The organism is Pseudomonas sp. JR33AA, assembly GCF_021378985.1.
Taxonomy (GTDB): domain Bacteria; phylum Pseudomonadota; class Gammaproteobacteria; order Pseudomonadales; family Pseudomonadaceae; genus Aquipseudomonas; species Aquipseudomonas alloputida.
The window spans coordinates 94,790-116,777 of the sequence record NZ_JAJSAW010000007.1 but is presented as its reverse complement, the minus strand read 5'-3'; the positions used below and the strand labels follow the sequence as shown (position 1 = coordinate 116,777).

Annotated in this window: 21 protein-coding genes and 1 pseudogene; 12 read left to right on the top strand and 10 right to left on the bottom strand. The window is 63.1% G+C overall.

The features are described 5' to 3' along the window. The first annotated feature begins 76 nt into the window (after nucleotides 1-76). Both ptrR and LVS58_RS25070 read left to right on the top strand, forming a co-directional pair. A complete protein-coding gene (gene ptrR, locus LVS58_RS13620) occupies nucleotides 77-970 on the top strand; it encodes a putrescine utilization regulator PtrR (RefSeq protein ID WP_233691535.1) in 894 nt (297 codons plus the stop codon). A gap of 124 nt (nucleotides 971-1,094) precedes the next feature. Next, nucleotides 1,095-1,223, top strand: a complete 129-nt coding sequence (locus tag LVS58_RS25070; RefSeq protein ID WP_009683677.1) for a PA1414 family protein — start codon at nucleotides 1,095-1,097, stop codon at nucleotides 1,221-1,223. Between the two features lie 127 nt (nucleotides 1,224-1,350). Here LVS58_RS25070 and LVS58_RS13615 read toward each other — a convergent pair whose 3' ends face one another. Together LVS58_RS13615 and speB are read right to left on the bottom strand one after the other, a co-directional pair. Then, nucleotides 1,351-2,730 (bottom strand): sodium:solute symporter, encoded by a 1,380-nt coding sequence (locus LVS58_RS13615; protein ID WP_233691534.1) that lies wholly within the window; start codon nucleotides 2,728-2,730, stop codon nucleotides 1,351-1,353. Between the two features lie 132 nt (nucleotides 2,731-2,862). Beyond that, entirely contained in the window at nucleotides 2,863-3,813 is a 951-nt protein-coding gene (gene speB, locus LVS58_RS13610) for an agmatinase (protein WP_233691533.1), read from the bottom strand. 223 nt (nucleotides 3,814-4,036) lie between these two features. Here speB and LVS58_RS13605 point away from each other — a divergent pair, with 223 nt between their 5' ends. From LVS58_RS13605 to LVS58_RS13595, 4 genes and pseudogenes are all read left to right on the top strand, one after another. Further along, nucleotides 4,037-4,930 (top strand): LysR family transcriptional regulator, encoded by an 894-nt coding sequence (locus LVS58_RS13605; protein WP_012273604.1) that lies wholly within the window; start codon nucleotides 4,037-4,039, stop codon nucleotides 4,928-4,930. 99 nt (nucleotides 4,931-5,029) lie between these two features. Continuing rightward, nucleotides 5,030-5,377, top strand: a pseudogene (locus tag LVS58_RS25295) (PAS domain-containing protein); the annotation flags it as partial. A 228-nt stretch (nucleotides 5,378-5,605) separates the two neighbouring features. After that, nucleotides 5,606-6,634 carry a methyl-accepting chemotaxis protein gene (locus LVS58_RS13600; RefSeq protein WP_442796462.1) on the top strand — a complete coding sequence of 343 codons (1,029 nt, stop codon included), beginning with the start codon at nucleotides 5,606-5,608 and terminating at the stop codon, nucleotides 6,632-6,634. A 64-nt stretch (nucleotides 6,635-6,698) separates the two neighbouring features. Continuing rightward, the gene (locus tag LVS58_RS13595) at nucleotides 6,699-7,298 is read left to right on the top strand and encodes a tRNA-uridine aminocarboxypropyltransferase (RefSeq protein ID WP_233691531.1); all 600 of its coding nucleotides are present in this window, start codon (nucleotides 6,699-6,701) and stop codon (nucleotides 7,296-7,298) included. Nucleotides 7,299-7,360: 62 nt separating this feature from the next. Here the strand turns inward: LVS58_RS13595 and LVS58_RS13590 are convergent, their stop codons facing one another. The 3 genes from LVS58_RS13590 to LVS58_RS13580 form a co-directional block, all read right to left on the bottom strand. After that, complete coding sequence (locus LVS58_RS13590; protein ID WP_233691530.1) at nucleotides 7,361-8,719, bottom strand: TolC family outer membrane protein; 1,359 nt, start codon at nucleotides 8,717-8,719, stop codon at nucleotides 7,361-7,363. Between the two features lie 311 nt (nucleotides 8,720-9,030). Further along, complete coding sequence (locus tag LVS58_RS13585; protein ID WP_233691529.1) at nucleotides 9,031-9,396, bottom strand: YbaN family protein; 366 nt, start codon at nucleotides 9,394-9,396, stop codon at nucleotides 9,031-9,033. A 7-nt stretch (nucleotides 9,397-9,403) separates the two neighbouring features. Continuing rightward, nucleotides 9,404-9,991: a YecA/YgfB family protein gene (locus tag LVS58_RS13580; protein ID WP_010955200.1), complete on the bottom strand. Its 588-nt coding sequence runs from the start codon at nucleotides 9,989-9,991 to the stop codon at nucleotides 9,404-9,406. 243 nt (nucleotides 9,992-10,234) lie between these two features. Between LVS58_RS13580 and recQ the strand changes: the two genes are divergently transcribed. Together recQ and LVS58_RS13570 are read left to right on the top strand one after the other, a co-directional pair. Then, entirely contained in the window at nucleotides 10,235-12,382 is a 2,148-nt protein-coding gene (gene recQ / locus LVS58_RS13575) for a DNA helicase RecQ (protein WP_233691528.1), read from the top strand. A gap of 150 nt (nucleotides 12,383-12,532) precedes the next feature. Beyond that, on the top strand, nucleotides 12,533-12,970 hold the full coding sequence (locus tag LVS58_RS13570) for a MarR family transcriptional regulator (RefSeq protein WP_010955198.1): 438 nt from the start codon (nucleotides 12,533-12,535) through the stop codon (nucleotides 12,968-12,970). 32 nt (nucleotides 12,971-13,002) lie between these two features. Here LVS58_RS13570 and LVS58_RS13565 read toward each other — a convergent pair whose 3' ends face one another. Continuing rightward, entirely contained in the window at nucleotides 13,003-15,189 is a 2,187-nt protein-coding gene (locus LVS58_RS13565) for a patatin-like phospholipase family protein (protein WP_233691527.1), read from the bottom strand. A gap of 67 nt (nucleotides 15,190-15,256) precedes the next feature. Between LVS58_RS13565 and LVS58_RS13560 the strand changes: the two genes are divergently transcribed. After that, nucleotides 15,257-15,538, top strand: a complete 282-nt coding sequence (locus tag LVS58_RS13560) for a SelT/SelW/SelH family protein (protein ID WP_003254571.1) — start codon at nucleotides 15,257-15,259, stop codon at nucleotides 15,536-15,538. On the opposite strand, the gene LVS58_RS13555 is transcribed toward LVS58_RS13560, so the two are convergent. Further along, nucleotides 15,539-16,429: a DMT family transporter gene (locus LVS58_RS13555; protein ID WP_233691526.1), complete on the bottom strand. Its 891-nt coding sequence runs from the start codon at nucleotides 16,427-16,429 to the stop codon at nucleotides 15,539-15,541. Nucleotides 16,430-16,649: 220 nt separating this feature from the next. Then, on the bottom strand, nucleotides 16,650-17,417 hold the full coding sequence (locus tag LVS58_RS13550) for a helix-turn-helix transcriptional regulator (RefSeq protein ID WP_233691525.1): 768 nt from the start codon (nucleotides 17,415-17,417) through the stop codon (nucleotides 16,650-16,652). Nucleotides 17,418-17,545: 128 nt separating this feature from the next. Here LVS58_RS13550 and LVS58_RS13545 point away from each other — a divergent pair, with 128 nt between their 5' ends. Beyond that, on the top strand, nucleotides 17,546-18,328 hold the full coding sequence (locus LVS58_RS13545) for a UDP-2,3-diacylglucosamine diphosphatase (protein ID WP_233691524.1): 783 nt from the start codon (nucleotides 17,546-17,548) through the stop codon (nucleotides 18,326-18,328). A 39-nt stretch (nucleotides 18,329-18,367) separates the two neighbouring features. Here the strand turns inward: LVS58_RS13545 and LVS58_RS13540 are convergent, their stop codons facing one another. Then, a complete protein-coding gene (locus tag LVS58_RS13540; protein ID WP_014590083.1) occupies nucleotides 18,368-18,679 on the bottom strand; it encodes a DUF962 domain-containing protein in 312 nt (103 codons plus the stop codon). Nucleotides 18,680-18,832: 153 nt separating this feature from the next. On the opposite strand from LVS58_RS13540, the gene LVS58_RS13535 reads away from it, so the two are divergent. Next, nucleotides 18,833-19,894 (top strand): AraC family transcriptional regulator, encoded by a 1,062-nt coding sequence (locus LVS58_RS13535; protein WP_104961021.1) that lies wholly within the window; start codon nucleotides 18,833-18,835, stop codon nucleotides 19,892-19,894. Here LVS58_RS13535 and LVS58_RS13530 read toward each other — a convergent pair. Further along, complete coding sequence (locus LVS58_RS13530; RefSeq protein ID WP_233691523.1) at nucleotides 19,851-21,305, bottom strand: TrkH family potassium uptake protein; 1,455 nt, start codon at nucleotides 21,303-21,305, stop codon at nucleotides 19,851-19,853. The two genes, LVS58_RS13535 and LVS58_RS13530, sit on opposite strands and share 44 nt — an antisense overlap. 102 nt (nucleotides 21,306-21,407) lie before the next feature. On the opposite strand from LVS58_RS13530, the gene LVS58_RS13525 reads away from it, so the two are divergent. Further along, nucleotides 21,408-21,965 carry an NAD(P)H nitroreductase gene (locus LVS58_RS13525; RefSeq protein WP_233691522.1) on the top strand — a complete coding sequence of 186 codons (558 nt, stop codon included), beginning with the start codon at nucleotides 21,408-21,410 and terminating at the stop codon, nucleotides 21,963-21,965. Nucleotides 21,966-21,988: the final 23 nt, after the last annotated feature.

Here is a 21,988-nt window from a genome sequence, read left to right as displayed (position 1 = left end):
GATGGCAGGTTAGGGCGGTTTCTTTTTCAAAAAAATTGAATAATGATGATCAAGTTGTTCTGTTTTGGAGAATGCTGTGGAGTTCAGCCAGCTGCGTATCTTCCAGGCCGTGGCCGAGGAAGGCTCGGTTACCCGCGCCGCAGAGCGCCTGCACCGGGTGCCATCCAACCTTTCCACGCGCCTGCGCCAGCTCGAGGAGCAGCTGGGCGTCGAACTGTTCCTGCGTGAACGCCAGCGCCTGCAACTGTCGCCAGCAGGCAAGGTGCTGCTGGACTATGCCAACCGTCTGTCCGCCTTGCGCGACGAGGCGCTGGGTGCCGTGCGTGGCGGTCAGCCGGCTGGGGACTTCGTGCTGGGCACCATGTACAGCACGGCGGCGACCCACCTGCCGGCGTTGCTGGCGCGCTATCACCAGGCTTACCCGCAGGTGAACCTGCAAGTGCGTGCAGCACCCAGCGGCGAGTTGCTTGAAGGGCTGCTGAACCACACCCTGGATGCTGCGCTTGTGGACGGGCCACCGAGCCTTGCCGGGCTGGATGGCGTGCCGCTGTGCGATGAGCAACTGGTACTGATCACCAGCCCCGAGCACCCGGCGGTACATACAGCCAAGGACGTGGCGGGCAAGGCGGTGTTCACCTTCCGCCAGGGCTGCTCGTACCGCATGCGCCTGGAGGCCTGGTATGCCCATGCCCATACGCCGATGGGGCGGGTGATGGAGATCGAGTCGTACCAGAGCATGCTGGCCTGTGTGATCGCCGGTGCGGGTGTGGCGATGATGGCCCAGTCGATGCTCGACAGCCTGCCTGGACGTGATCGGGTGAGGGTGCACCCAATGCGGGCACCTTTCGACCAGGCGGTCACCTGGCTGATGTGGCGCCAGGGTATGCGCGGGGCTAATCTGCAGGCGTGGATCGACCTGCAACAAAGCGAAACGATTAACCAGTCGTCGGAATGCGCCGCCACGGCTTGATCCGCGTCAAAATCGCCCTTATGTGTAGGAACAGAGGCATGCGTAATACAGGACATCGGGCTATGATCTGTATGAACCATCGCAGGATTGATTTGCCGTGAGGCTGACCCGTCAAGGGGGCATTATGAATAAACCACTGTCAAACTGGCTCCATGACCTGGCCGTCGCCTTGGGGCTCATTCCACCACCCTTGCAGCCGGTGCCGATCCCGACTGATGAAGAGCAGCGCAAACGTCAACCGCGTCGGCGCTGATTAACGACAAAGGCCGCTTCACCCGGTTGGGTGCAGCGGCCTTTTTGTGTCTGCTGATTATCTATTGCCTGTGCTGGCCCTTTCGTGGGCAAGCCCGCGCCTGCAAGCGAAAGGGCCGGTACAACCGTCAGGCCAGCTTCACCGCCGCCACCGACTTGCGTGACGCCAGGCTCACCCCGACAAAGCTCACCAGCCCAACTGCCAGGCTGTAGTAGATCGGCGTATTGGCCTCCAGCCCGTCCAGGAACATGAACAGCAGGGCGGTGGCAAAGCCCAGCGACATGCTGGCAATCGCGCCTGCGGTGGTCGCACGCTTCCAGAAGATCGCCCCGATCAGCGGGATCAGCATGCCGCCGACCAGCAGGTTGTAAGCCAGGGTCAGGGCATTGATCACATCATTCACCACCAACGCGATGCCCAGCACCACCAGGCCGGTGAGCAGGGTGAACAGGCGGCTGGTACCCAGGCTCGACTGCTTGCCGCCACGCAGCTTGGGCAGCAGGTCTTCGGTCACGGTGGTCGAGGCAGCCAGCAGGCCGGCGCTGGCGGTGGACATCATGGCCGCCAGGGCCGCGGCCATCAGCAGGCCACGGATGCCATCGGGCAGGGTGGTCTTGATCATCTCGGCAAAGGCGTTGTTCGGGTTGGCCAGGTCGGGCATCAGCACATGCGCAGCCATGCCGATCACCGCACAGGCCAGGCCATACAGCACGCAGTACACACCCGCGGTGGTGCCGGCACGCTGACAGACCTTTTCGTCACGGGCGGTGAACACCCGCTGCCAGATGTCCTGGCCGATGAGGATGCCGAAGAAATAGATCAGGAAGTAAGTGATGATGGTGTCCCAGCCAATGGTGGTGAGCTGGAAGCTGGCCGCTGGCAGTTTGGCCACCAGGGTGTCCCAGCCACCGGCCTTGTAAAGGCACACTGGCAGCAGGATGAACATCAGGCCAACGGTCTTGATCACAAACTGGACGATATCGGTCAGGGTCAGCGACCACATGCCGCCGATGGTCGAGTACAGCACTACCACGCCGCCGCCAAGCATCAGCGAAGCCCAGAACGGCAGGTCCAGCAGCACCTGCAGGACGGTGGCCATGGCCAGGGTCGAGGTAACCCCGATCATCAGCGCGTAAGCCAGCATGATGACGGCGCTGGCCTGGCGTGCGGTCGGGTTGTAGCGCTGTTCCAGTACCTGGGTCACGGTGAAGATGCGCAGGCGCAGCAGCGGTTTGGCGAGGAACAGGTTGATGGCGATGATGCCCAGGCCCAGGGCTGCGCACAGCCAGAAGCCGGAAATGCCGTGGACGTAGCCCAGGCGCACGGTGCCGACGGTGGAAGCACCACCGAGGACAGTAGTGGCCATGGTACCCATGTACAGCACCGGGCCAAGGTTGCGCCCGGCTACCAGGTAGTCTTCATGGGTTTTCGCGCGCCGCATGCCATACCAGCCAAGCCCTAGCATGCCAGCGGTGTAGATCATTACAACAATGATGTCCAAGGCCATTGGGGGTCTCCCGATTATCTTTATTATGGCGAGATCGACCGCGCGGGCGTTTGCACGGCGCCCGGCGGTCTTTTCTTGTATTGGCGGGCCTCAGTGGCCCTCCCTCATGGCTCCTGCCGGGGTAGAGCGGTATTAGCGACGCACCACGCCAGGTAGCACGCAGAGCATTTCGAACAGCAGGTTGGCACCGAGCAGCGAGGTGTTGCCGGTGGTGTCGTAAGGCGGGGAGACTTCGACAAGGTCACAGCCGATCAGGTCCAGGCCGTGGCAGCCGCGAATGATCTCCATCGCCTGGATGGTGGTCAAGCCGCCGATTTCCGGGGTTCCGGTACCGGGCGCCCAGGCCGGGTCGATGCCATCGATGTCGAACGACAGGTAAACCGGGCCGCCGCCGACTTTTTCCCGCACTTCGGCCATCAGTGGCTCCAGCGACTTGTGCCAGCACTCTTCGGCCTGGACCACGCGGAAGCCCTGGCGACGGCTCCAGTTGAAGTCATCGGCGGTGTAGCCCTGGGCGCGCAGGCCGATCTGCACCACACGGTCACAGTCGAGCAGGCCTTCTTCCACGGCGCGGCGGAAGGTGGTGCCGTGGGCGATCTTCTCGCCGAACATGTGGTCGTTGACGTCGGCGTGGGCATCAATGTGCACCAGGCCGATCTTGCCGTGCTTTTTGTGCAGCGCACGCAGGATCGGCAGGGTGATGGTGTGATCGCCCCCCAGGGTCATGGGGATGACGTTGTGCTCGACGATCTCGTCATACGCTTGTTCGATGATGCGTACGGCGTCCAGCAGGTTGAAGGTGTTGATTGCCACATCGCCGATATCGGCGACCGACAGCGAGTCGAACGGAGCGGCACCGGTGGCCATGTTGTACGGGCGGATCATCACCGATTCTGCACGGATCTGCCGCGGGCCGAAGCGGGTGCCGGAGCGTAGCGAGGTACCGATATCCAGCGGTACGCCGATGAAGGCAGCATCCAGGCCTTCGGCACTTTGCAGGTGGGGGAGGCGGAGCATGGTGGCGATGCCGCCGAAACGCGGCATTTCGTTGCCGCCCAGTGGTTGGTGGAGAGTCTTGTCCACGGTGGGCCTCATCAGTCGGTCGATTGTTGTGTTTGTTCGAACCTGTGCCGCCGCGCGCCATTCACGTATGGTTTGCCGGCGGGCAGGGACATTTCGGCCAAGTCTGCTCAAGGGAGTACCGGGGAAGAATCGCTACCGACAAATACTTAGTTCAGGATTTTCTGAACTAAAGGCGGGGAGTGCGGTTAGACTGCGCGCACATACCTTGTGGAACCGTTGCACCATGGCCTCGACCTTGCCCGACCTGAAACTGCTGCGCATCTTCATCAGCGTGGTGCGCCACCAGGGCTTTGCCAACGCCCAGCGCGAGCTGAACCTGTCGACCTCGGCCATCAGTACCTACATGAGCCAGCTGGAGGGCGCGTTGGGTATCGTGCTGTGCCACCGTGGTCGGGGCGGCTTCAGCCTGACCAGCAAAGGCGAGCTGTTCCATCAGGAAACCCTGCGCCTGCTGGCCGAGCTGGACGGTTTCGAGCAGTATGCCGCCGCCCTAAAGGGAGAGTTGCGTGGCACCCTCAACCTTGGGGTGATCGACTCCACCGTCGGTGACCGCGCCTTGCCGTTGGCCGAAGCCATCGGTGCCTACAGCCAGGAGCACCCGGCGGTACACCTGCACCTGTCAGTGTCCAGCCCCTACGAGCTGCAACTGGGTGTGCAGGACAACCGCCTGGACCTGGCCATCGGCGCGTTTTCCTCGCGCATGAGCGGCCTGCTGTACCAGCCGTTGTACCGCGAACAGCACTGGCTGTACTGCAGCAGCCGCCATCCGCTGTATACCGAACGGCGCATTCCCGAGCAGGTGGTGACCCAGCAGCGCATGGTCGGGCGTGGTTACTGGAGCCAGGCCGAACTGGCCCGGCATGGCTTCAAGCACAGCGCGGCGACGGTTGAAAGCATGGAGGCGCAGCTGATCCTGATCCTTTCCGGGGCCTATATCGGCTACTTGCCCGAACACTACGCCCAGGCCTGGGTCGACAAAGGTGACTTGCGCGTACTGTCGCCGTCGACCTTTGGTTACCAGGCCCCGTTCTCGCTGATCATTCGCCGCGGGCGCAGCCGCGAACCGCTGATCCAGACCTTCCGTGACCTGCTGAAAAGCCAGCTCAACGTGGGCTGAGATGCGACGCATTCATGCATTCCGTCGGGAGGGGTGCTAAATTTCGGTAAACGCTGGCCGCTAACCTGATAGCGCTCTGCTACATATCAACTTGCGCTGATGATTTCCCCTTATTTCATCCTGCAAGGATCGCCCAAGATGCGCATGAATTTGCCCGTCACTGAGCACGAAAGAACCTTCCCCGGCGATCAACGCCTGATTTCCACGACTGACCTCGACAGCCGTATCACCTACTGCAACGACGCGTTTGTGGCAATCAGCGGCTTTACCTACGACGAGCTGGTCGGTCAACCGCACAACCTGGTGCGCCACCCGGACATGCCGCCGGCGGTGTTTGGCCACATGTGGGAAACCATCAAGCAGGGCAAACCCTGGATGGGCATCGTCAAGAACCGGGCGAAGAACGGCGATTACTACTGGGTCAGCGCCTACGTCACGGCGATCTACGAACAGGGCCGGATCAGTGGCTACGAGTCGGTGCGCTCGGTGCCCACGCGCGAGCAGATCCGCCGTGCCGAGGTACTGTATGCGCGTTTGCGTGATGGCCGCGGCCCGGTGCCGTGGGCGGCTAGCCTGGGGCACGGCCTGGGCCATGGCTGGCCACTGATCGGTGCTGGCCTGCTGTCGGCGGCGGGTTACCTTTGGCTGCCCCCCTATGCGGCGCTCGGGGTGCTGATGACAAGCCTGCTGCTGGCCTGGTACTGGGTCGAGCACCGGCAGAACCAGGCCATTCGCCGCACGTTGGCGGAGCATCCCAAGGCCTTTACCAGTCCGTTGGTGGCGCTTACCTACAGCGACAACCCAGGCCTGCAGGGCCAGCTCGACCTGGCCATCATCAGCGAAGAAGCCCGCCTGCAAACGGCCCTGACCCGGCTGGTGGATGCTGGTGTCGGGGTCAAGTCGCGGGCCGCGCAATCTTCCGACCTGTCCGATGCCCAGGCACAGATGCTCGACCGGCAGCGCAGCGAGACCGACCAGTCCGCCACGGCGATCGCGCAGATGGCGGCAACCATCCAGCAGGTCACCCACAACGTACAAAGCACGGCACACGCGGCAGGTGATGCCGATCAGCTGGCGCAGCAGGGCAGCGAGCTGGCCCTGAAGAGCCTGCAAGCCATGGGCAGCATGAGTGATGCGGTCAATGACATTGGCCAGGCAGTCAATGCCTTGGCCGAGCAGACCCAGTCGATTGGTAGTGTGGTCGACGTGATCACCTCGATTGCCGAGCAGACCAACCTGCTGGCGCTTAACGCCGCCATCGAGGCGGCGCGCGCCGGTGAGCAGGGGCGCGGGTTCGCCGTAGTGGCTGATGAGGTGCGGTCGTTGGCGCAGCGCACCCGCGCTTCGACCGAAGAGATCCACCATATCATCGCCTCGTTGAGAGCCGGGGCGCAGCGAGCGGTAAGCACTGCCAGCCGGGGCGAGCAGATTTCCCGCGACAGCGTGCACAGTGTCGAGGCAGTGCAGGCGGCCTTGAGCGGAATTGCCCAGGCGGTCAGCCGCATCACCGGCATGAGCCAGCAGATGGCCACGGCATCGGAGCAACAGAGCCATGTGGCTGAAGACATCAACCAGCAGATTGTGAGGATTGCCCAGTTGTGCGACCAGAGCGCCGGGCAAGCCAGGCAAGGCGCGCAAATCAGCCAGGACCTCGAGCGCATGGCGGAGTACCTGCATAGCCTCGCGGAAAGGTTCAACCGTTGAAATTGCCGGGCCCGCAAAGCGGGCCCCGGTTATGTGGCAAACTGTCTCCGCCAAGGAGACCGCTATGCCCAGACCCCGCTGCGAGCGCTGCCAGCGCCCGCTCGACCATTGCCTATGCCCACTGATCCCTGCGCTCCACAGCCGCACCCGTGTGATCCTGCTGCAGCACCCCAGTGAAACTGCCCATGCCCTGAACACGGCGCGCCTGGCTGCCCTTGGCCTGAACAATGCCGAGCTGCGCATTGGAGAGGTGTTCGATGACCTGCCTGACCTGCTCGCCACCCCCGGCTACCACCCGGTGCTGCTGTTCCCGGGTGATGACGCCCAGGTGCTGACAGCCTATGGCGAGGCGGTCGACAAACCTTTGCTGCTGATCGTACCGGACGGCACCTGGCGCAAGGCGCGCAAGCTGCTGTACCTGAACCCGTTGCTGGGTGGGCTGGGGCGGGTGACGCTGGGGCAGGTGGCCGCTTCACGCTATCGGTTGCGCAAAGCGCCAGAGCCGGGTGCATTGTCGACGATCGAGGCGGTGGTCGGGGCATTGAATACGCTGGAGCAACCGGCCTGCTTCGATGCACTGCTGGCGCCGTTCGAGGCGTTGATCGAGGGGCAGATCAGGGCCATGGGCGTCGCGACTTTTCAGCGTAATCACGGCCGCGAATGAGGGTTGGGGGCTGCTTTGCAGCCCGTTCGCAGCACAAAGCGGCCCCGCTATGCAAAACCCGCTCAACGCATCTCGGGCAGACGCGCCTCGGTGCGGACTTCGGTGGTCGCCAGCGCCTCTGGCGGCAGCGAAATACGCTGTTTGCTCAGCAACTCACCCATGGTCGCCAATACACGGTAGCGCGAGAATTCTTCGGTATAACGCACCTCGGTGTAGCGGCGGTCTGCGTTGTACAGCTCGTTCTCACTGTCCAGTACGTCCAGCAGGGTGCGCTGGCCCAGGCCGAACTGGTCCTGGTAGGCCGCGCGTACACGTTTGGTGGTCTCGGCGTATTCACGCGCGGTTGGCAGCTGCTTGCTGGCGTTGTTCATGGCGTTCCACGCCAGGCTCAGGTTCTCGGTCAACTCACGCAGGGCGTTGTTGCGAATGTCCAGTGCCTGGTTGATCTTGTGTGCGTCGGACTGCAGGCGAGCCTTGTCGCTGCCACCGCGGAACAGGTTGTAGTTCATCTCCACGCCAGCTTGCCAGTCGTTGTTGTTGTGACCTTTCTCCCCGCCGGTGTTGTTGTTGGCACCGGTCGCCAGAATGGCGTCGAAGCGCGGGTAGAAGGTCGACTTGCCCACTTCGTACTGCTGCTCGGCGGCATTGACGTCAGCCTGGGCAGACTTGATGTACGGGTTGTTCTGGCGCATGCCGTCGCGGGCTTCTTCGAGGGTGCCTGGCACCTCGCCCTTGATGCTCAGCGGGCTTTCCAGCTCGTCCGGGGCGCGACCGATCACGCTGAAGAAGTTGGCCTCGGCATCGGCCAGGTCGACTTCGGCGGTGTCCAGGTTGTTTTCCGCCAGGGCGCGACGTGCGCGGGACTGGTCAAGGTCGGCGGTGCTGCCGACGCCGCGCTCGTTGCGCAGGCCAATCTGGTCGTTGACCCGCAGGTGAGCTTGCAGGTTGTTCTTGGCCAGCGTCACCAGTTCACGGCGTTTGAGCACTTCCAGGTAGACCTCGACTGCACGCAGGGCGACATCCTGGGCAACGGCCTGGGTGTAATAGGCGCGGGAGGTAGAGACCGCCTCGGTGCGGCCTACTTCATTCGAGGTGTTGAAGCCGTCGAAGATCATCTGCCGCAGGCGCAGTTCGGACTGGGTGTAGTTGAGGGTTTCCTTGTTGTGGTTACCCTGGGCGCGGGTAGTGGCGTTGTCCGAGCGCTGGCGGCCGTAACCGGCCACCAGGTCCACGGAAGGGTAGTAGCCACCACGCGCGAACTTCACGTCTTCATCGGCCGACAGCTTGCTGTTACGGTTGGAGCTCACTTGTGGGTGGTAGTCCACGGCGCTTTGGACAGCCTCGGTAATCGACATCGCCTGTACGTTGGCACTCGCCAGGGCCAACAGTAAAGCACTGGTGATGGGGTTCAAAACGCGCATGGTACATCTCCCTGATCCTGGAATTGATCCTGCTGTTCGCCAAAAAAATGACGATAAACGTATCGCGTATAGTGTTGCAGGTTTTTAACAACACAGCTAAGTACATTCAACGCGATAGATAAGAAGATTTATTCATATCAAATTGCCATATAAGATCGTTGTTGTCTAACCATTGTGCATGCGAGGGCGCGGAATGAAGCCGAGAAACGCCTTGAAATCCAGTGGATACACGGACTCTGCGCAGTTCCAGAACTAATTCGGATAAAGAGGGTGCTGTTTAGGCGAAAGCGATATTTGGCGACAAAATATTGTCACTTTTGCTTGTGCAGGGTTTTCAGCCTGAGAATGTACAGAGAGACCAGTACGGCACTGGTCAGCATGAACGTACGCGCCCAGAACAGCGGGACCAGGTAGCACGATAGGCCAATGCTGGCCCACATCAGGCCGATGGCGTAGACCTTGCCCTTGAGGGGGATGCCTTCACCACTGAGGTAGTCACGGATCCATGGCCCCAGCTTGGGATGATGGACCAGCCAGTGATGGAAGCGCGGCGAGCTGCGGGCAAAGCAGGCCGCCGCCAAAAGCAGGAATGGGGTGGTGGGCAATACCGGCAGGAATATCCCCAGCACCCCCAGCGCGACGCTGAGCCAGCCAGTGGCCAGCAGCAGGTAGCGCACAGGTTGCTCAGTGGTGGCGTGGCTTGAGCAGCGCCGGTTTTTCGTCAGGGGCGTGCAGCAGCAGGAACAGTGCGCTCAGCGCCTCAGGGATCTGCACGATCATGTCATCCTGCAGGTTGGCGTTGCTGGCGATATCGGCGAACTCTGGCTGTTCGTCAAACAAACCCGAACCCACCATGATCGGCAGCAGCATCTCGCTGACTTCTTCCTCGGCGTTTTCGAACCACGCCTCTTCCCGCAGGAACACGCCTTCCATGAAGCCGATGCACCAGCCGCGCAAATCGGAATCGTCCGGCTCATCGGTCAGGTCGAGGTCGCAGGGCAGGTCGAATTCTTCGTCGCTGGCCAGCTGGCGGGCAATGTGCGCCTTGAGCGCCACCAGGGTGGCCTCGATCTCGGTGCGCTGGGCTTCGCTGGCGTAGTGCGGCTCCTCGGCGAACAGGGCGTCGATCCATTCGCGCTCGGGCACGTCCTCGGCATTGATCGAAAGAGCGGTGAGGTAGCCGTGTGCGGCGACATAGTCCAGCGCTTCTTCGTGCAGCTCGTCGGCGTCGAGGAAGGCTTGCAGGCGGGTCAGTTGCTCGGCGAAGGACATTACAGGGCTACCTTGGGGAATAAACGATAACGAATTCTAGCACCTTGCAGCGGCAGCGGGGCAAAGGGAACGTCTATCGCCGCGGTGCATGTGCAGCGCGGTGCTGCGGTATACTCCGCGATTTTTCATCCAGGGGCAGGTTTTAACGGCTGCCTGGCAAAAACCGCTTACGCATTTGGCGTGTGCGGGGCAGGTTTTTCGTCCAGCCTTTATCCAGGATGGTACGGCGATTTGGAGTTGCACATGCTCGAACAGGCTCAGCGCGTTCTCAAGGACATCTTCGGCTACGACAGTTTCCGTGGGCGCCAGGCAGCGATCATCGAATGCGTGGCCAATGGCGGCGATGCCTTGGTGCTGATGCCCACTGGCGGCGGCAAGTCGCTGTGTTTCCAGGTGCCGGGGCTGCTGCGCCCGGGCCTGACGGTGGTGGTATCGCCACTGATCGCGCTGATGGACGACCAGGTCGCCACCCTTGACGAGCTGGGGGTGTCGGCGGCCGCCCTGAACTCTACCCTGACGGCGGAGCAGCAGCGTGAGCTGGCCGGGCGCCTGCGCCGTGGTGAGGTCAAGATGCTGTACCTGGCGCCTGAACGCCTGGTGCAGCCGCGCATGCTCGACTTCCTGCGCGATCTGGACATCTCGCTGTTCGCCATTGACGAAGCCCACTGCGTATCGCAATGGGGGCACGATTTCCGCCCGGAGTACCTGCAGCTGGGCCAACTGGCCGAACTGTTTCCGCATGTGCCGCGCATTGCACTTACCGCTACGGCCGACATGCGAACCCGCGAGGAGATCGTTCAGCGCCTGCACCTGCAGGGCGCTGAGCGCTTCCTGTCGAGTTTCGACCGGCCCAACATCTTCTATCGCATCGTGCCCAAGGAGGCACCGCGCAAGCAGTTGATGGCCTTTCTCGGCGAGCGTCGTGGCAACGCTGGCATCGTCTACTGCCTGTCGCGCAAGAAGGTCGACGAAACCGCCGCCTTCCTCTGCAGTCAGGGTTTCCCTGCGCTGCCGTATCACGCCGGCCTGGCCGCCGAGACGCGTGCGGCCAACCAGCACCGCTTTCTCAACGAGGAAGGGCTGATCATGGTCGCTACCATTGCTTTCGGCATGGGTATCGACAAGCCCAACGTGCGCTTCGTCGCTCACCTCGACCTGCCCAAATCGCTTGAAGCCTACTACCAGGAAACCGGCCGGGCCGGCCGTGACGGCCTGCCCTCCGATGCCTGGATGGCCTACGGGCTGCAGGACATGGTAATGCTCAAGCAGATGTTGCAGAACTCCGAAGGCGACGAGCGCCACAAGCGCATCGAGCAGCACAAGCTGGACGCCATGCTGGCGCTGTGCGAAGAAACGCGCTGCCGCCGCCAGTCGCTGCTGGCCTACTTCGACGAGACCCTTGAGCAACCGTGCGGGCACTGCGACAACTGTGTCGACAACGTCCAGACCTGGGACGCCACCGAGCCGGCCCGCCAGGCGCTGTCGGCGGTGTTCCGCACCGGCCAGCGCTATGGTGTTGGCCACCTGGTCGATGTGCTGCTGGGCAAGGACACCGAGAAGGTGCGCAATTTCGGCCACGAAAAGCTGTCGGTATTCGGCGTTGGCAAAGGCTTGGCCGAGGTTGAGTGGCGTTCACTGTTCCGTCAGTTGGTGGCGCGTGGCCTGGTCGATATCGACCTGGAAGGCTACGGCGGCCTGCGCCTGTCCGACAGCTGCCGGCCGTTGCTGCGCGGCGAGGTGACCTTGCAACTGCGCCGTGATCTCAAACCTCAGACCACGGCCAAATCCTCGTCGTCCAGCGGCGGCAGCCCGGCCAGCCAGCTGGTGCGTGCCGAAGAGCGCGACCTGTGGGAAGCGCTGCGTACCCTGCGCCGCAAGCTGGCCGAAGAACACAGTGTGCCACCCTACGTCATCTTCCCCGACTCGACACTGCTGGAGATGCTGCGCAGCCAGCCGGTCAGCCTCAGTGACATGGCCCAGGTCAGCGGTGTGGGGGCGCGCAAGCTGGAGCGCTACGGCCAGGCGTTCCTCGAAGTGCTGAACAGCAGCGGTGGCACCGACGAGGCACCGAAAGTGGTGCTCGACCTGCGCCACGAACTGGTCAGCCTGGCCCGTGCGGGCATGACCCCGGCGCAGATCGCCGGGCAGCTCAACTGCAGCGAGAAGAACGTGTATAGCCTGCTGGCCGAGGCGCTGGGCCGCCAGGAGCTGAGTCTGGACCAGGCCATCGACCTGCCGGAAGACCTGATGATGGAGGTGCAGGACGCGTTTCTGGATGGCGAGGGGGAGCTGCCACCGGTGTCGGCCATTGCCCCGCAGTTCGGGGCGCGGGTGCCGGAGGGGGTGCTCTACTGCGTACGCGCCGCACTGGCGGCGGAATTCGAATTGTAAACGCATGCAGGATCGAAGACAGAAGCGCCATCTGCTGACCTTTGTCATGCTTTTTGACGATTTTCAAACGCGTAAGCCAGGCCGAGCCTTGCCTCATGGGGCAGGGCATGGTTAGCTGCCTAATAATTAGATCTACTCAATGAGTTTCTTATGCCCCTGAACGACAACCAACACCGCTTCGGCATGCAACTGGCCCAGATGTCCCGAGGTTGGCGTGCCGAGCTGGACCGCCGCCTGGCCGGGCTCAACCTGTCCCAGGCGCGCTGGCTGGTGTTGCTGCACCTGGCGCGCTTCGAAGAGGCCCCGACCCAGCGTGAGCTGGCCCAGAGCGTAGGTGTCGAGGGCCCGACCCTGGCGCGCCTGCTCGACAGCCTGGAAGCGCAAGGGCTGGTGCGCCGGCAGGCGGTGCTGGAGGATCGGCGGGCGAAGAAGATTGTGCTGTGCCCGCCGGCCAAGCCGTTGATCGATCAGATCGAGACCATCGCCAATCAGCTGCGTGTAGAGCTGTTTACCGGCGTGGACGAGGCGGACTTGCAGGTCTGTATGCGCGTGCATGCCAAGATCCTGGCCAACCTCGAAAAGTCCTGAGGCCCCCCATCGATGCAGGTGCAGTGCAAGCCTCAGAAGGTGTGCCCAAGGTTCAGGTACACCGCTTGCTCATGCGCACTGTTGGCGCCGTAGCTGAAGTTCAGCGGCCCTAGAGGCGTATCCAGCCCCAGGAAGATGCTCGCCGCATTGATGTACCCACTGTCGAATTCGTTGTCGTTGTTCCACGCCCGCCCACGCTCCAGCGAGCCGCCGATGTACAGCGGGAAGTCCAGCGGCACATAGGCCCTTGGCGTCAGCCGGCGGTAATACACCATGCGCAGCAGGCTCACGTTCTGCCCCGAGACCGAGTCCTGGCGGAAGCCTGACAGCTCTCGCGCCCCGCCCATCACAAAGCTCGACGTCACCACTTCGGTATCGTCCAGCGTGCGCCCGTAGCGCCCACCCAGCACGAACGTATTCGGCCCGCTGCTGATGGCCTTGTCCAGGCTGAACAGCCACTGCCGGTAATCCTGGTCGGAGTCCAGCGACTTGTCGTATTTGCGCAGGGTCAGGCCGATGTCCTCGCCATGGTGCGGAAAGTACACGTTATCGAGGGTGTCGAACGAGTACTTCAGCTCGTAGAAACCTTCGTTGAAACTGACCTTGGGCAGGTCCTGGTCGCCGATGCGCACGTCGGCCTCGCCCCAGGCCTTGCCCACGCCCAGGCGCACTTCACCGCTGTTGCCGATCTGCCGGCCTACGTTCAGGCCGAAGCCGTAGCGCTCCAGGCGATACTCGGCGACGGGGTCGTTGTCCAGGGTGGCTTCGATGTTCTGCGAGCCCAAGTCCAGGTACGGCGCGATGAAGTAGCGTGAGCCCACATCCAGGGGTTGGTAGAACTCGCTGTACAGCGCTTGCTGGTCACCGATCTGGCCGCGGGTGAGCCATTCGGCGCCAAGGCTGTTGATGCCGTTGACCCGGTAGCTGGCGCCCAGGTTGAAAGCGCTGTCGCCGCGCAGGTCATCGGACAGGTTCAGGCCAAGGCGCAGGTAGTCAGTGCCGCCGCGTCGGCCCCGGGCGTTGATCACCAGGGTGTTGTCGTTGCCCTTGTGCACCACGCGGTACTGCACCCTGTCGAAATAGTCCAGGCCATACAGCGTCCCCATGTCGGTTTGCAGGCGGTCCAGTTCCAGCGGTGCGTCGATCGGCTGGCGGATGTACGAGCGGATGACATCATCGCTGACCTTGGAGTCGTTTTCGATCCGGATGGCGGTGATTACCGGCGTGCGCTGGCGCGGTGAGCGGGCCACGGCCAGGCTGGCGTCGCCTTCGAGCTGGCGCAGGGCGGCCAGGCGCGGGTCAAGCAGGCGAGTGGCGCGGTAACCGGCGTCGATCATGTCGCGGGCACGGCCGAAGTCTGTCACGCCGAAGGCGGTCAGCGATGGCTGGATGAGGATGTCGTCGCGGTGCAGGCTGGCCAGTTGCTCTTCGGAGTTGCGCCGGGTCATCAAAGTGATCGACTGATTGAGCACGTCGACCACCGTCAGTAGTTGCTTGCGATCGCGCAGCGGGGTGCCGATGTCGACCACGATGGCCAGGTCCACGCCCATTTCGCGGGCTACATCCACCGGAATGTTGTCGACCATGCCGCCATCCACCAGCAGGCGGCCGTCCAGTTCGACCGGGGCGAACACGGCGGGGATCGACATGCTGGCGCGGATTACCTGGGGCAGGTGACCACGGCGAAATACCACTTTTTCGCCACTGGCGATGTCGGTGGCCACGGCGCGGAAGGGGATGGGCAGCTTGTCGAAGTCGCGGGTGTCGGCGGTATGCGCCAGTTTGCTTTCCAGCAGCAGCGACAGGTTCTGGCCCTGAATCACACCCAGCGGCAGGCCCAGGCTGCCGTCGTCGCGAAAGCTGAGCTTCTGCTTGACCAGGAAGTCACGGTCATCCTGCTTGCGCCGGAACGGCACATCCTTGCGCGGCGGGGCATCGGAGAGCGCCTGTTGCCAGTCAAGGGTGGTCGCGAGTTTTTCCAGTTCTTCGACACTGTAGCCCGAGGCGTACAGGCCGCCGACCACCGCGCCCATGCTGGTGCCGGCGATGGCGTCGATGCGCACACCCTGTTCCTCCAGTGCTTTGAGTACGCCGATGTGGGCCAGGCCACGGGCGGCACCGCCAGACAACACCAGGCCGACCTTGGGCCTGTCGGGTTGCGCAGCGATTGCCGTAAGCGAGGTGAGGGCGAGCAGAAAACAGAACAGCAGACGGCGCATCGTGACTCTCAAACCGTGGGCGAAAGACCGCTAGTATAAGCGGCCCCTCACCTGGAGATGTTTCACCATGGCGGACAACAAGCCGGAAATTGTCATCACCTATTGCACCCAGTGCCAGTGGTTGCTGCGGGCAGCCTGGCTGGCTCAGGAACTGCTCAGCACCTTCGCCGACGACCTTGGCCGGGTGGCGCTGGAGCCGGGCACCGGGGGTGTCTTCCGCATCACCTGCAATGGCGTGCAGATCTGGGAGCGTAAGGCCGACGGTGGTTTCCCCGAAGCGAAGGCGCTCAAGCAGCGGGTGCGCGACCTGGTCGACCCGCAGCGTGACCTGGGTCACAACGACCGCTGATCAGGCGCCCTCGGTCAGTGGCCGCTGCCTGGGCGGCTGCTCGGCAGCCAGACGGCTGGACAGCACAATGGCGAAGATGATCAGCGCGCCGCCCAGCAGCATGCGCACGGTAGGGGTTTCGGCGAACACTGCCCAGGCCACGGCAATGCCGTAGACCGGCTCCATGCCGAACACGACCGCGGCGGTGCGCGCCTTGATCACTGCCAGGCTGGCGACGAACAGGCTATGCGCCACACCCGTGCAGAAGATGCCGAGCAGGGCGATCCACAGCCAGTCCAGGGGCGCAACGTCGGCCAGGCCGGGTGCCGCGAACGGTAGCAGGCACAGGCCCACCACCAGGTTTTGCCACAGTGCGGCCTGCACGGCAGGCAAACGTCCGGAGCCGGCCCGGTTGGTCAGTGACAGCAGCGAGAACAGCAGCCCCGAGAGCAGTGCCCAGAGCAGGCCGCCGGTGGCTTCGCTGGCCAGGTCGAATGCCGGTGTGACCAATATCAGGCCAATGCTGACCAGCACGACCAATACGGCTTCGTTACGCTGGATACGCTCGCGGAACAGCAGGCTTTCGAGGATCACCGTAAAGGCCGGGAAGCTGGCGAACCCGAGGGTGGCGATGGCTACGCCGCCCACTTTGACGGCAATGAAGAAGCTGACCCAGTGGCCAGCCAGCAGCACACCGCCGAGCAGCAGGCGGCGCGTATCCTGGCTGCTCAGGCGTTGCCAGCCCGGGCCGGCCAGGCTGACGAACACGGCCAGGGCGAGTACGGCGAAAGCGGCGCGACCGAAGACGATGATCGCCGGGCTGGCGCTGGCGGCCAGTTTGCCGAAGACACCGGTAAGGCCGAAGAACAGCGCGCCAATGTGCAGTGCGCCCAATGCAGTGCGGTGGTTCATGGTGGGTCCTTGATAAAGATCTCTACAGGCAGTGCCGGCCCTTTCGCGGGTAAACCCGCTCCTACGGGTTTTGCACAACCTTCAGGGGGTAAACCCGCCCCTACGGGTTTGCACAACCTTCAGGGCGGGTGAAATCCTGTAGGAGCGGGTTTACCCGCGAAAGGGCCGGTAAAGGCAAGTGTAAAGCCTCAGGCAAACACGTTCTGTCGCAAGACTGCTGTCAGTTGTCGCCAGGCTCTCGCCGCAAAGCCAATGGCGTACACCCGAACGCCCGCAATATCGCCGCCGAAAACGCACTTTGCGAGCTGTATCCCACCTGCGCCGCTATCTCGCCCATCGGCAACCGGGTTTGCGCTATCAGCTGCCGCGCCTTGAGCAGGCGCCGCTGGCGAATATAGTCCATGGGCGTCATCCCGCACTCCGCCATAAAACGTGCATGCAATCGGGCGCTGGACAGCCCGGCGATGCGCGCCAGGTCGGCGACCTGCAGCGGGTAGGCAGCATGCTGTTCGATATGCGCATCGAAGGCCGCGTAGGGCAGGCGCTGGCTGGCGTGCACGCTGGCTGCCGTCGTGGCGTTGAGGCTGGCCAGCAGCAGCGCCGCGCCTTGACGGGCAATCAGCGGGTCGTGCATGGGGCTGGTCGCCAGCCAGTCCACCAGTTGCTGCTGGCGCGTATCCAGGCCCAGGGCGGCGGGGCGGTCGAGCAGCCGGCAGCTGGCATCGGCATGTTCGCCCAGGTGCTCGCGCAGCCAAGGCTCGCCGGGCACATCAAGCACCAGGCAATCACTGCCGGCATCGCTGGCGCACGTGTGATGAGCACCCGCCGGGACCACGACCAGCCCTTGGCGATCGATCCCGGCGCCATGCCCCTGAACCTCGAACTCCAGGCGGCCGCGCAGGCCGAACACCAGTTGCGGGTGTTCGTGGCTGTGGGCGATCAGGCTGTCGCGGTAATGGCGCAGCGAGAGGATCGGGCCGGCGGTCATTGGGGGCTTCCTCGCAGGGCAGGCGCCCATTGTGCCTCAATCCCTGCACGCCATCACTCGTCACTGTTTTGCCATGGCGCTGTCATGTGCGCCTGCCAGTCTCCAGCAAACTGCGCCGGAGCCTGCCCATGAGCCATGCCGAACTGTCCCGCCCTTCGCGCAAGCAACGCGTGCGTACCCTGTGGATCTCCGACGTGCACCTGGGGACCCGCGACTGCCAGGCCGAACACCTGTCGCAATTCCTCAAGGGCTACCAGGCTGACCGCATCTACCTGGTGGGCGATATCATCGATGGCTGGAAACTGCGCAGCGGGATCTACTGGCCACAAGCTCACACCAACGTGATCCGCCGGCTGCTGACCATGAGCAAGCGCGGTACCGAGGTGATCTATGTCACCGGCAACCACGACGAATTCCTACGCCGCTACTCAACGTTGATTCTGGGCAACATTCAGCTGGTAGACGAGGCCGAGCACCTGACAGCCGATGGCCGCCGCCTGCTGGTGGTCCATGGCGACCAGTTCGACGTGATTACCCGTTATCACCGCTGGCTGGCGTTTCTGGGCGACCGCGCCTATGAATTCACCTTGGTGCTCAACCGCTGGCTCAACCACTGGCGTGCGCGGTATGGCTATGGTTACTGGTCGCTGTCGGCGTACCTCAAGCACAAGGTCAAAGGCGCGGTGAACTTTATCAGCGACTTCGAGAATGCCATTGCCTATGAGTGCACCCGTCGTGGTTTTCATGGGGTAGTGTGCGGGCATATCCATCATGCCGAGATCCGCAAGGTGGGTGAGGTGGACTACCTCAATTGCGGGGACTGGGTGGAATCGTGCACGGCGTTGATCGAGCACTGGGATGGCAGTGTCGAACTGTATCGGCTGGCAGAAGCGCAGGCAGTGGCGGCTTAGGGCTCGAGGGGCAGGGTGCCGCCAAGCGGCCTCAGATGCTTACAGCCTGAGCTTGCCCAGCAGGATATCCCGGAACATCACGAAATCCCCGGCCAGGCTGTACAGCGGATAGGTAAAGGTCGCTGGCCGATTCTTCTCGAAAAAGAAATGCCCGACCCAGGCAAAGCCATAGCCGAAAACCGGCACGGCCAGCAGCAGCAACCATTTACCACTGCCAATGGTGTAGGCCAGCAGTGCTATTACCAGGCTGGTGCCGACGAAGTGCAGGCGGCGGCAGGTGGGGTTGCTGTGCTCCCCCAGATAGTACGGATAGAACTCCGCAAAACTGCGAAACTGCGCTTTGCTGTTCATGGCAGTGCTCCGGGATTAATACTTTTGGTCAAGATACACGGCGTGGAGCCTGAATCGAGTCTAGAGTGACTGGCGGGGCCTACCAGTGACAATAGGCGCCAAATGAATATCCTTGGGGTTCACCGCAGGAGCGGTTGGTAAAAGAAGCCTGTCATGAGCGAAAGAACAACGTCAGCCAGTTGGGCATCAGGGATCGTGAAGGCACTTGAACTGGAAGGGCTGGACTGCAGAGCCATGTTCAAGCAATTGGGGTTGGACTTTGCCGCCCTCGACGATCCCGACGCACGTTTTCCGCAAGACTCCATGACCCGCCTATGGCAACTGGCGGTGGAGCTGTCAGGCAATGAGGCCATCGGCCTGAACATGGCACGGGTGGTCCGCCCGGCGTCGTTCCATGTGGTGGGCTATGCGTTGATGTCCAGCCGCACCTTGGCCGAGGGTTTCGAGCGCCTGGTACGCTACCAGCGCATCATCGCCGAAAGCTCCGACCTCAGTTTCGTCCTCGGCCCCGAGGGTTATTCGCTGATTCTGACCGTGCACGGCGACCACCTGCCGCCAACCCGGCACAGCGCCGAAGCGTCGCTGGCCTGTGCGCTGGCGTTGTGCAAATGGCTCAGTGGCCGGCCGGTCCAGCCGCGGCGTGTACTGGTGCAGGGGCCGCAGCCGAAGAATGTCGAGCCTTACAAGGTGGCGTTCCATTCGCCGCTGGTGTTCGGCGCCCCACATGATGCGCTGGTGTTCGAGCGGGCCGACATGGAGGCGCCGCTGCCGACCGCCAATGAGGCCATGGCGGTGCTGCACGACCGGTTTGCCGGCGAGTACCTGGCGCGCTTCTCCGAAAGCCGGGTCAGCCACCGCGTGCGCCAGGTATTGTGCCGCATCCTGCCGCAGGGTGAGCCCAAGCGCGAAACCCTGGCCCAGGCCCTGCACCTGTCGCAGCGCACCTTGCAACGGCGGCTGCAGGAAGAAGGCACCAGCTTCCAGACCTTGCTTGACGACACCCGCCGCGAACTGGCCGAACAATACCTGGCCCAGCCGGGCATGACCCTGCTGGAAACCGCCTACCTGCTGGGCTTTGCCGACCCCAGCAACTTCTATCGGGCATTCCGTCGCTGGTTCGATGCCACGCCCAGCGAGTACCGCGCCCGCTTGGGCGCGGAAGGCGAAGTGCTCAGTGACGCCAGAACGCCGGCATGCACAACACCAGCACCGTGATGATTTCCAGGCGACCCAGCAGCATGCCGGCCGCCAGAATCCATTTGGCCCCGTCAGGCAGCGTGGCGTAGTTGCCCGACGGGCCGATCACTTCACCCAGGCCTGGGCCTACACCCGAAACCGTGCCGGCGGCACCGGTCAGCGCAGTCATCCAGTCCACGCCCAGCAGCGACAGCAGCAGCGCCAAGACACAAATGGTGATGGCGAAGAAGAACGAGAACGTCAGGATCGAGCGCACGATGTCTTCATCGAGGCGATGACCGTTGTATTTTTGCTTGATCACCGCGCGCGGGTGGATCAGTTGGTTGAGGCTGGCCTTCAGCAGGATGTAGGCCACCTGGAAGCGGAAAATCTTGATACCGCCGGCGGTCGAGCCAGAGCAGCCGCCAACGAAGCCCAGGTAGAAGAACAGCATCAGCGAGAAGTTGCCCCACAGGCTGTAGTCCCCCAGGGCGAAACCGGTGGTGGTGACCACTGAGGTCACATTCAGCGCCACATGGCGCAGGGCGTCGAGCCAGTGCAGGTTGGTGCTGTACCAGTACCAGGTGCCCAATACCAGCCAGGTGACCACCAGCATGCCCAGCAAGCCTTGTACCTGCTGGTCACGAATCAGCGCCTTGCGGTTGCCGCGCAGGGTCGCTACGTAAAGGGTGAATGGCAGGCTGCCCATGATCATCACCACCACCGCCACCCAGTGCACGGCCGGGATATCCCATTTCGCCAATGACTGGTCGGAAGTGGAGAAACCGCCGGTAGAGATTGCCGACATGGCGTGGTTGATCGCATCGAACGGGCTCATGCCCGCCCACCAGAATGCCAGCGCGCCAAGTATGGAGAAACCGACGTAAACGCCCACGATGGACTTGGCGACCATGTGCGAGCGCGGCATGACCTTTTCCGAGCGGTCGGACGATTCGGTCTGGAACAGGCGCATGCCACCGATGCGCAGCAGCGGAAGGATCGCCACCGCCATGGCGATGAAGCCGATACCGCCGAGCCAGTGCAGCATCGAGCGCCACATGAGGATACCCGGCGACATGTTATCGAGCCCGCTGAGCACGGTGGCGCCGGTGGCGGTGATGCCCGACATGCTTTCGAAGAAGGCGTCGGTGTAGCTGATGTGCTGGGTCAGCAGGAACGGTAGCGCGGCGAACACGCACACCACCAGCCAACTGCTGACGGTCAGCAGGTACATGTCGCGCGGGCGCAGGTGTACATGCTCCGGGCGCCCCTGCACCACCAGGGCCAGGCCGGCGATGAAGGTGATCAGGCTCGACCAGAGGAACGACGGCATGTCGCTGGTGCGCTCGAAGATCACCAGGGTCGCCATGGGCACGGCCATGCTCACGGCCAGGGTAATCAGGAAGATGCCGATGATGAAACCAATGATCCTTAAGGTCGGCAACGCCATGTGATCTGCTCAGACTCGAAACGGAAGGGCGCCATTCTACCTATGGGTCTGGTGATGTAAACGCTAGAATGGCCGCACATTCATCTGCCAGGAGGGTAGCCGATGGAGGCTCTCGACGCATTGCTCAACCGTGTTTCCGTGCCACGCCTGACCGAACCGGCGCCCAATGCCGCCCAGCGCGAGGCGCTGTTCCAGGCTGCCCTGCGCGCCCCGGACCACGGCCAGCTGCGGCCGTGGCGTTTTCTTACCATCGAAGGCCAGGGCCGCGAGAAGCTGGGGGAGCTGTTCGCCGAAGCCATGCAGCACAAGGGCGAGGCCAGCCAGGCTGCACTGGACAAGGCTCGTGCGATGCCGCTGCGGGCGCCGTTGCTGATCGTGGTGGTAGCCAGGTTGCAGGACCACTTCAAGGTGCCCAAGTCCGAGCAGCGCCTGGCTGCGGGCTGTGCGGCGCACGCTATTCTGATTGCCGCGCACGCGCAGGGGATCGGCGCGGTATGGCGTACCGGTGACATGGCCTTCGACGCCCATGTGCACAAGGGATTGGGGTTGGCCGAGAACGAGGAACTGATCGGCTACCTGTACGTCGGCACGCCGCTGACCGAGCCGCGGACGGCTCCGGTGCTGCAAACGGCCGAATTTGTCAGTGGCTGGGGTGGGTAACCTGGCCTTGGGCTGATTTATGG

Excerpts from the sequence above, each read along its gene's own strand:
- LVS58_RS13525 (WP_233691522.1), top strand. The coding sequence starts at position 21,408 with ATGGAGGCTCTCGACGCATTGCTCAACCGTGTTTCCGTGCCACGCCTG.
- recQ (WP_233691528.1), top strand. The coding sequence starts at position 10,235 with ATGCTCGAACAGGCTCAGCGCGTTCTCAAGGACATCTTCGGCTACGAC.
- LVS58_RS13550 (WP_233691525.1), bottom strand. The coding sequence starts at position 17,417 with ATGACCGCCGGCCCGATCCTCTCGCTGCGCCATTACCGCGACAGCCTG.
- LVS58_RS13600 (WP_442796462.1), top strand. The coding sequence starts at position 5,606 with ATGACAAGCCTGCTGCTGGCCTGGTACTGGGTCGAGCACCGGCAGAAC.
- LVS58_RS13535 (WP_104961021.1), top strand. The coding sequence starts at position 18,833 with ATGAGCGAAAGAACAACGTCAGCCAGTTGGGCATCAGGGATCGTGAAG.
- LVS58_RS13565 (WP_233691527.1), bottom strand. The coding sequence starts at position 15,189 with ATGCGCCGTCTGCTGTTCTGTTTTCTGCTCGCCCTCACCTCGCTTACG.
- LVS58_RS13580 (WP_010955200.1), bottom strand. The coding sequence starts at position 9,991 with ATGTCCTTCGCCGAGCAACTGACCCGCCTGCAAGCCTTCCTCGACGCC.
- LVS58_RS13595 (WP_233691531.1), top strand. The coding sequence starts at position 6,699 with ATGCCCAGACCCCGCTGCGAGCGCTGCCAGCGCCCGCTCGACCATTGC.
- LVS58_RS13540 (WP_014590083.1), bottom strand. The coding sequence starts at position 18,679 with ATGAACAGCAAAGCGCAGTTTCGCAGTTTTGCGGAGTTCTATCCGTAC.
- LVS58_RS13590 (WP_233691530.1), bottom strand. The coding sequence starts at position 8,719 with ATGCGCGTTTTGAACCCCATCACCAGTGCTTTACTGTTGGCCCTGGCG.
- LVS58_RS13605 (WP_012273604.1), top strand. The coding sequence starts at position 4,037 with ATGGCCTCGACCTTGCCCGACCTGAAACTGCTGCGCATCTTCATCAGC.
- LVS58_RS13530 (WP_233691523.1), bottom strand. The coding sequence starts at position 21,305 with ATGGCGTTGCCGACCTTAAGGATCATTGGTTTCATCATCGGCATCTTC.
- LVS58_RS13570 (WP_010955198.1), top strand. The coding sequence starts at position 12,533 with ATGCCCCTGAACGACAACCAACACCGCTTCGGCATGCAACTGGCCCAG.
- LVS58_RS25070 (WP_009683677.1), top strand. The coding sequence starts at position 1,095 with ATGAATAAACCACTGTCAAACTGGCTCCATGACCTGGCCGTCGCCTTG.
- LVS58_RS13545 (WP_233691524.1), top strand. The coding sequence starts at position 17,546 with ATGAGCCATGCCGAACTGTCCCGCCCTTCGCGCAAGCAACGCGTGCGT.
- LVS58_RS13555 (WP_233691526.1), bottom strand. The coding sequence starts at position 16,429 with ATGAACCACCGCACTGCATTGGGCGCACTGCACATTGGCGCGCTGTTC.
- LVS58_RS13615 (WP_233691534.1), bottom strand. The coding sequence starts at position 2,730 with ATGGCCTTGGACATCATTGTTGTAATGATCTACACCGCTGGCATGCTA.
- LVS58_RS13560 (WP_003254571.1), top strand. The coding sequence starts at position 15,257 with ATGGCGGACAACAAGCCGGAAATTGTCATCACCTATTGCACCCAGTGC.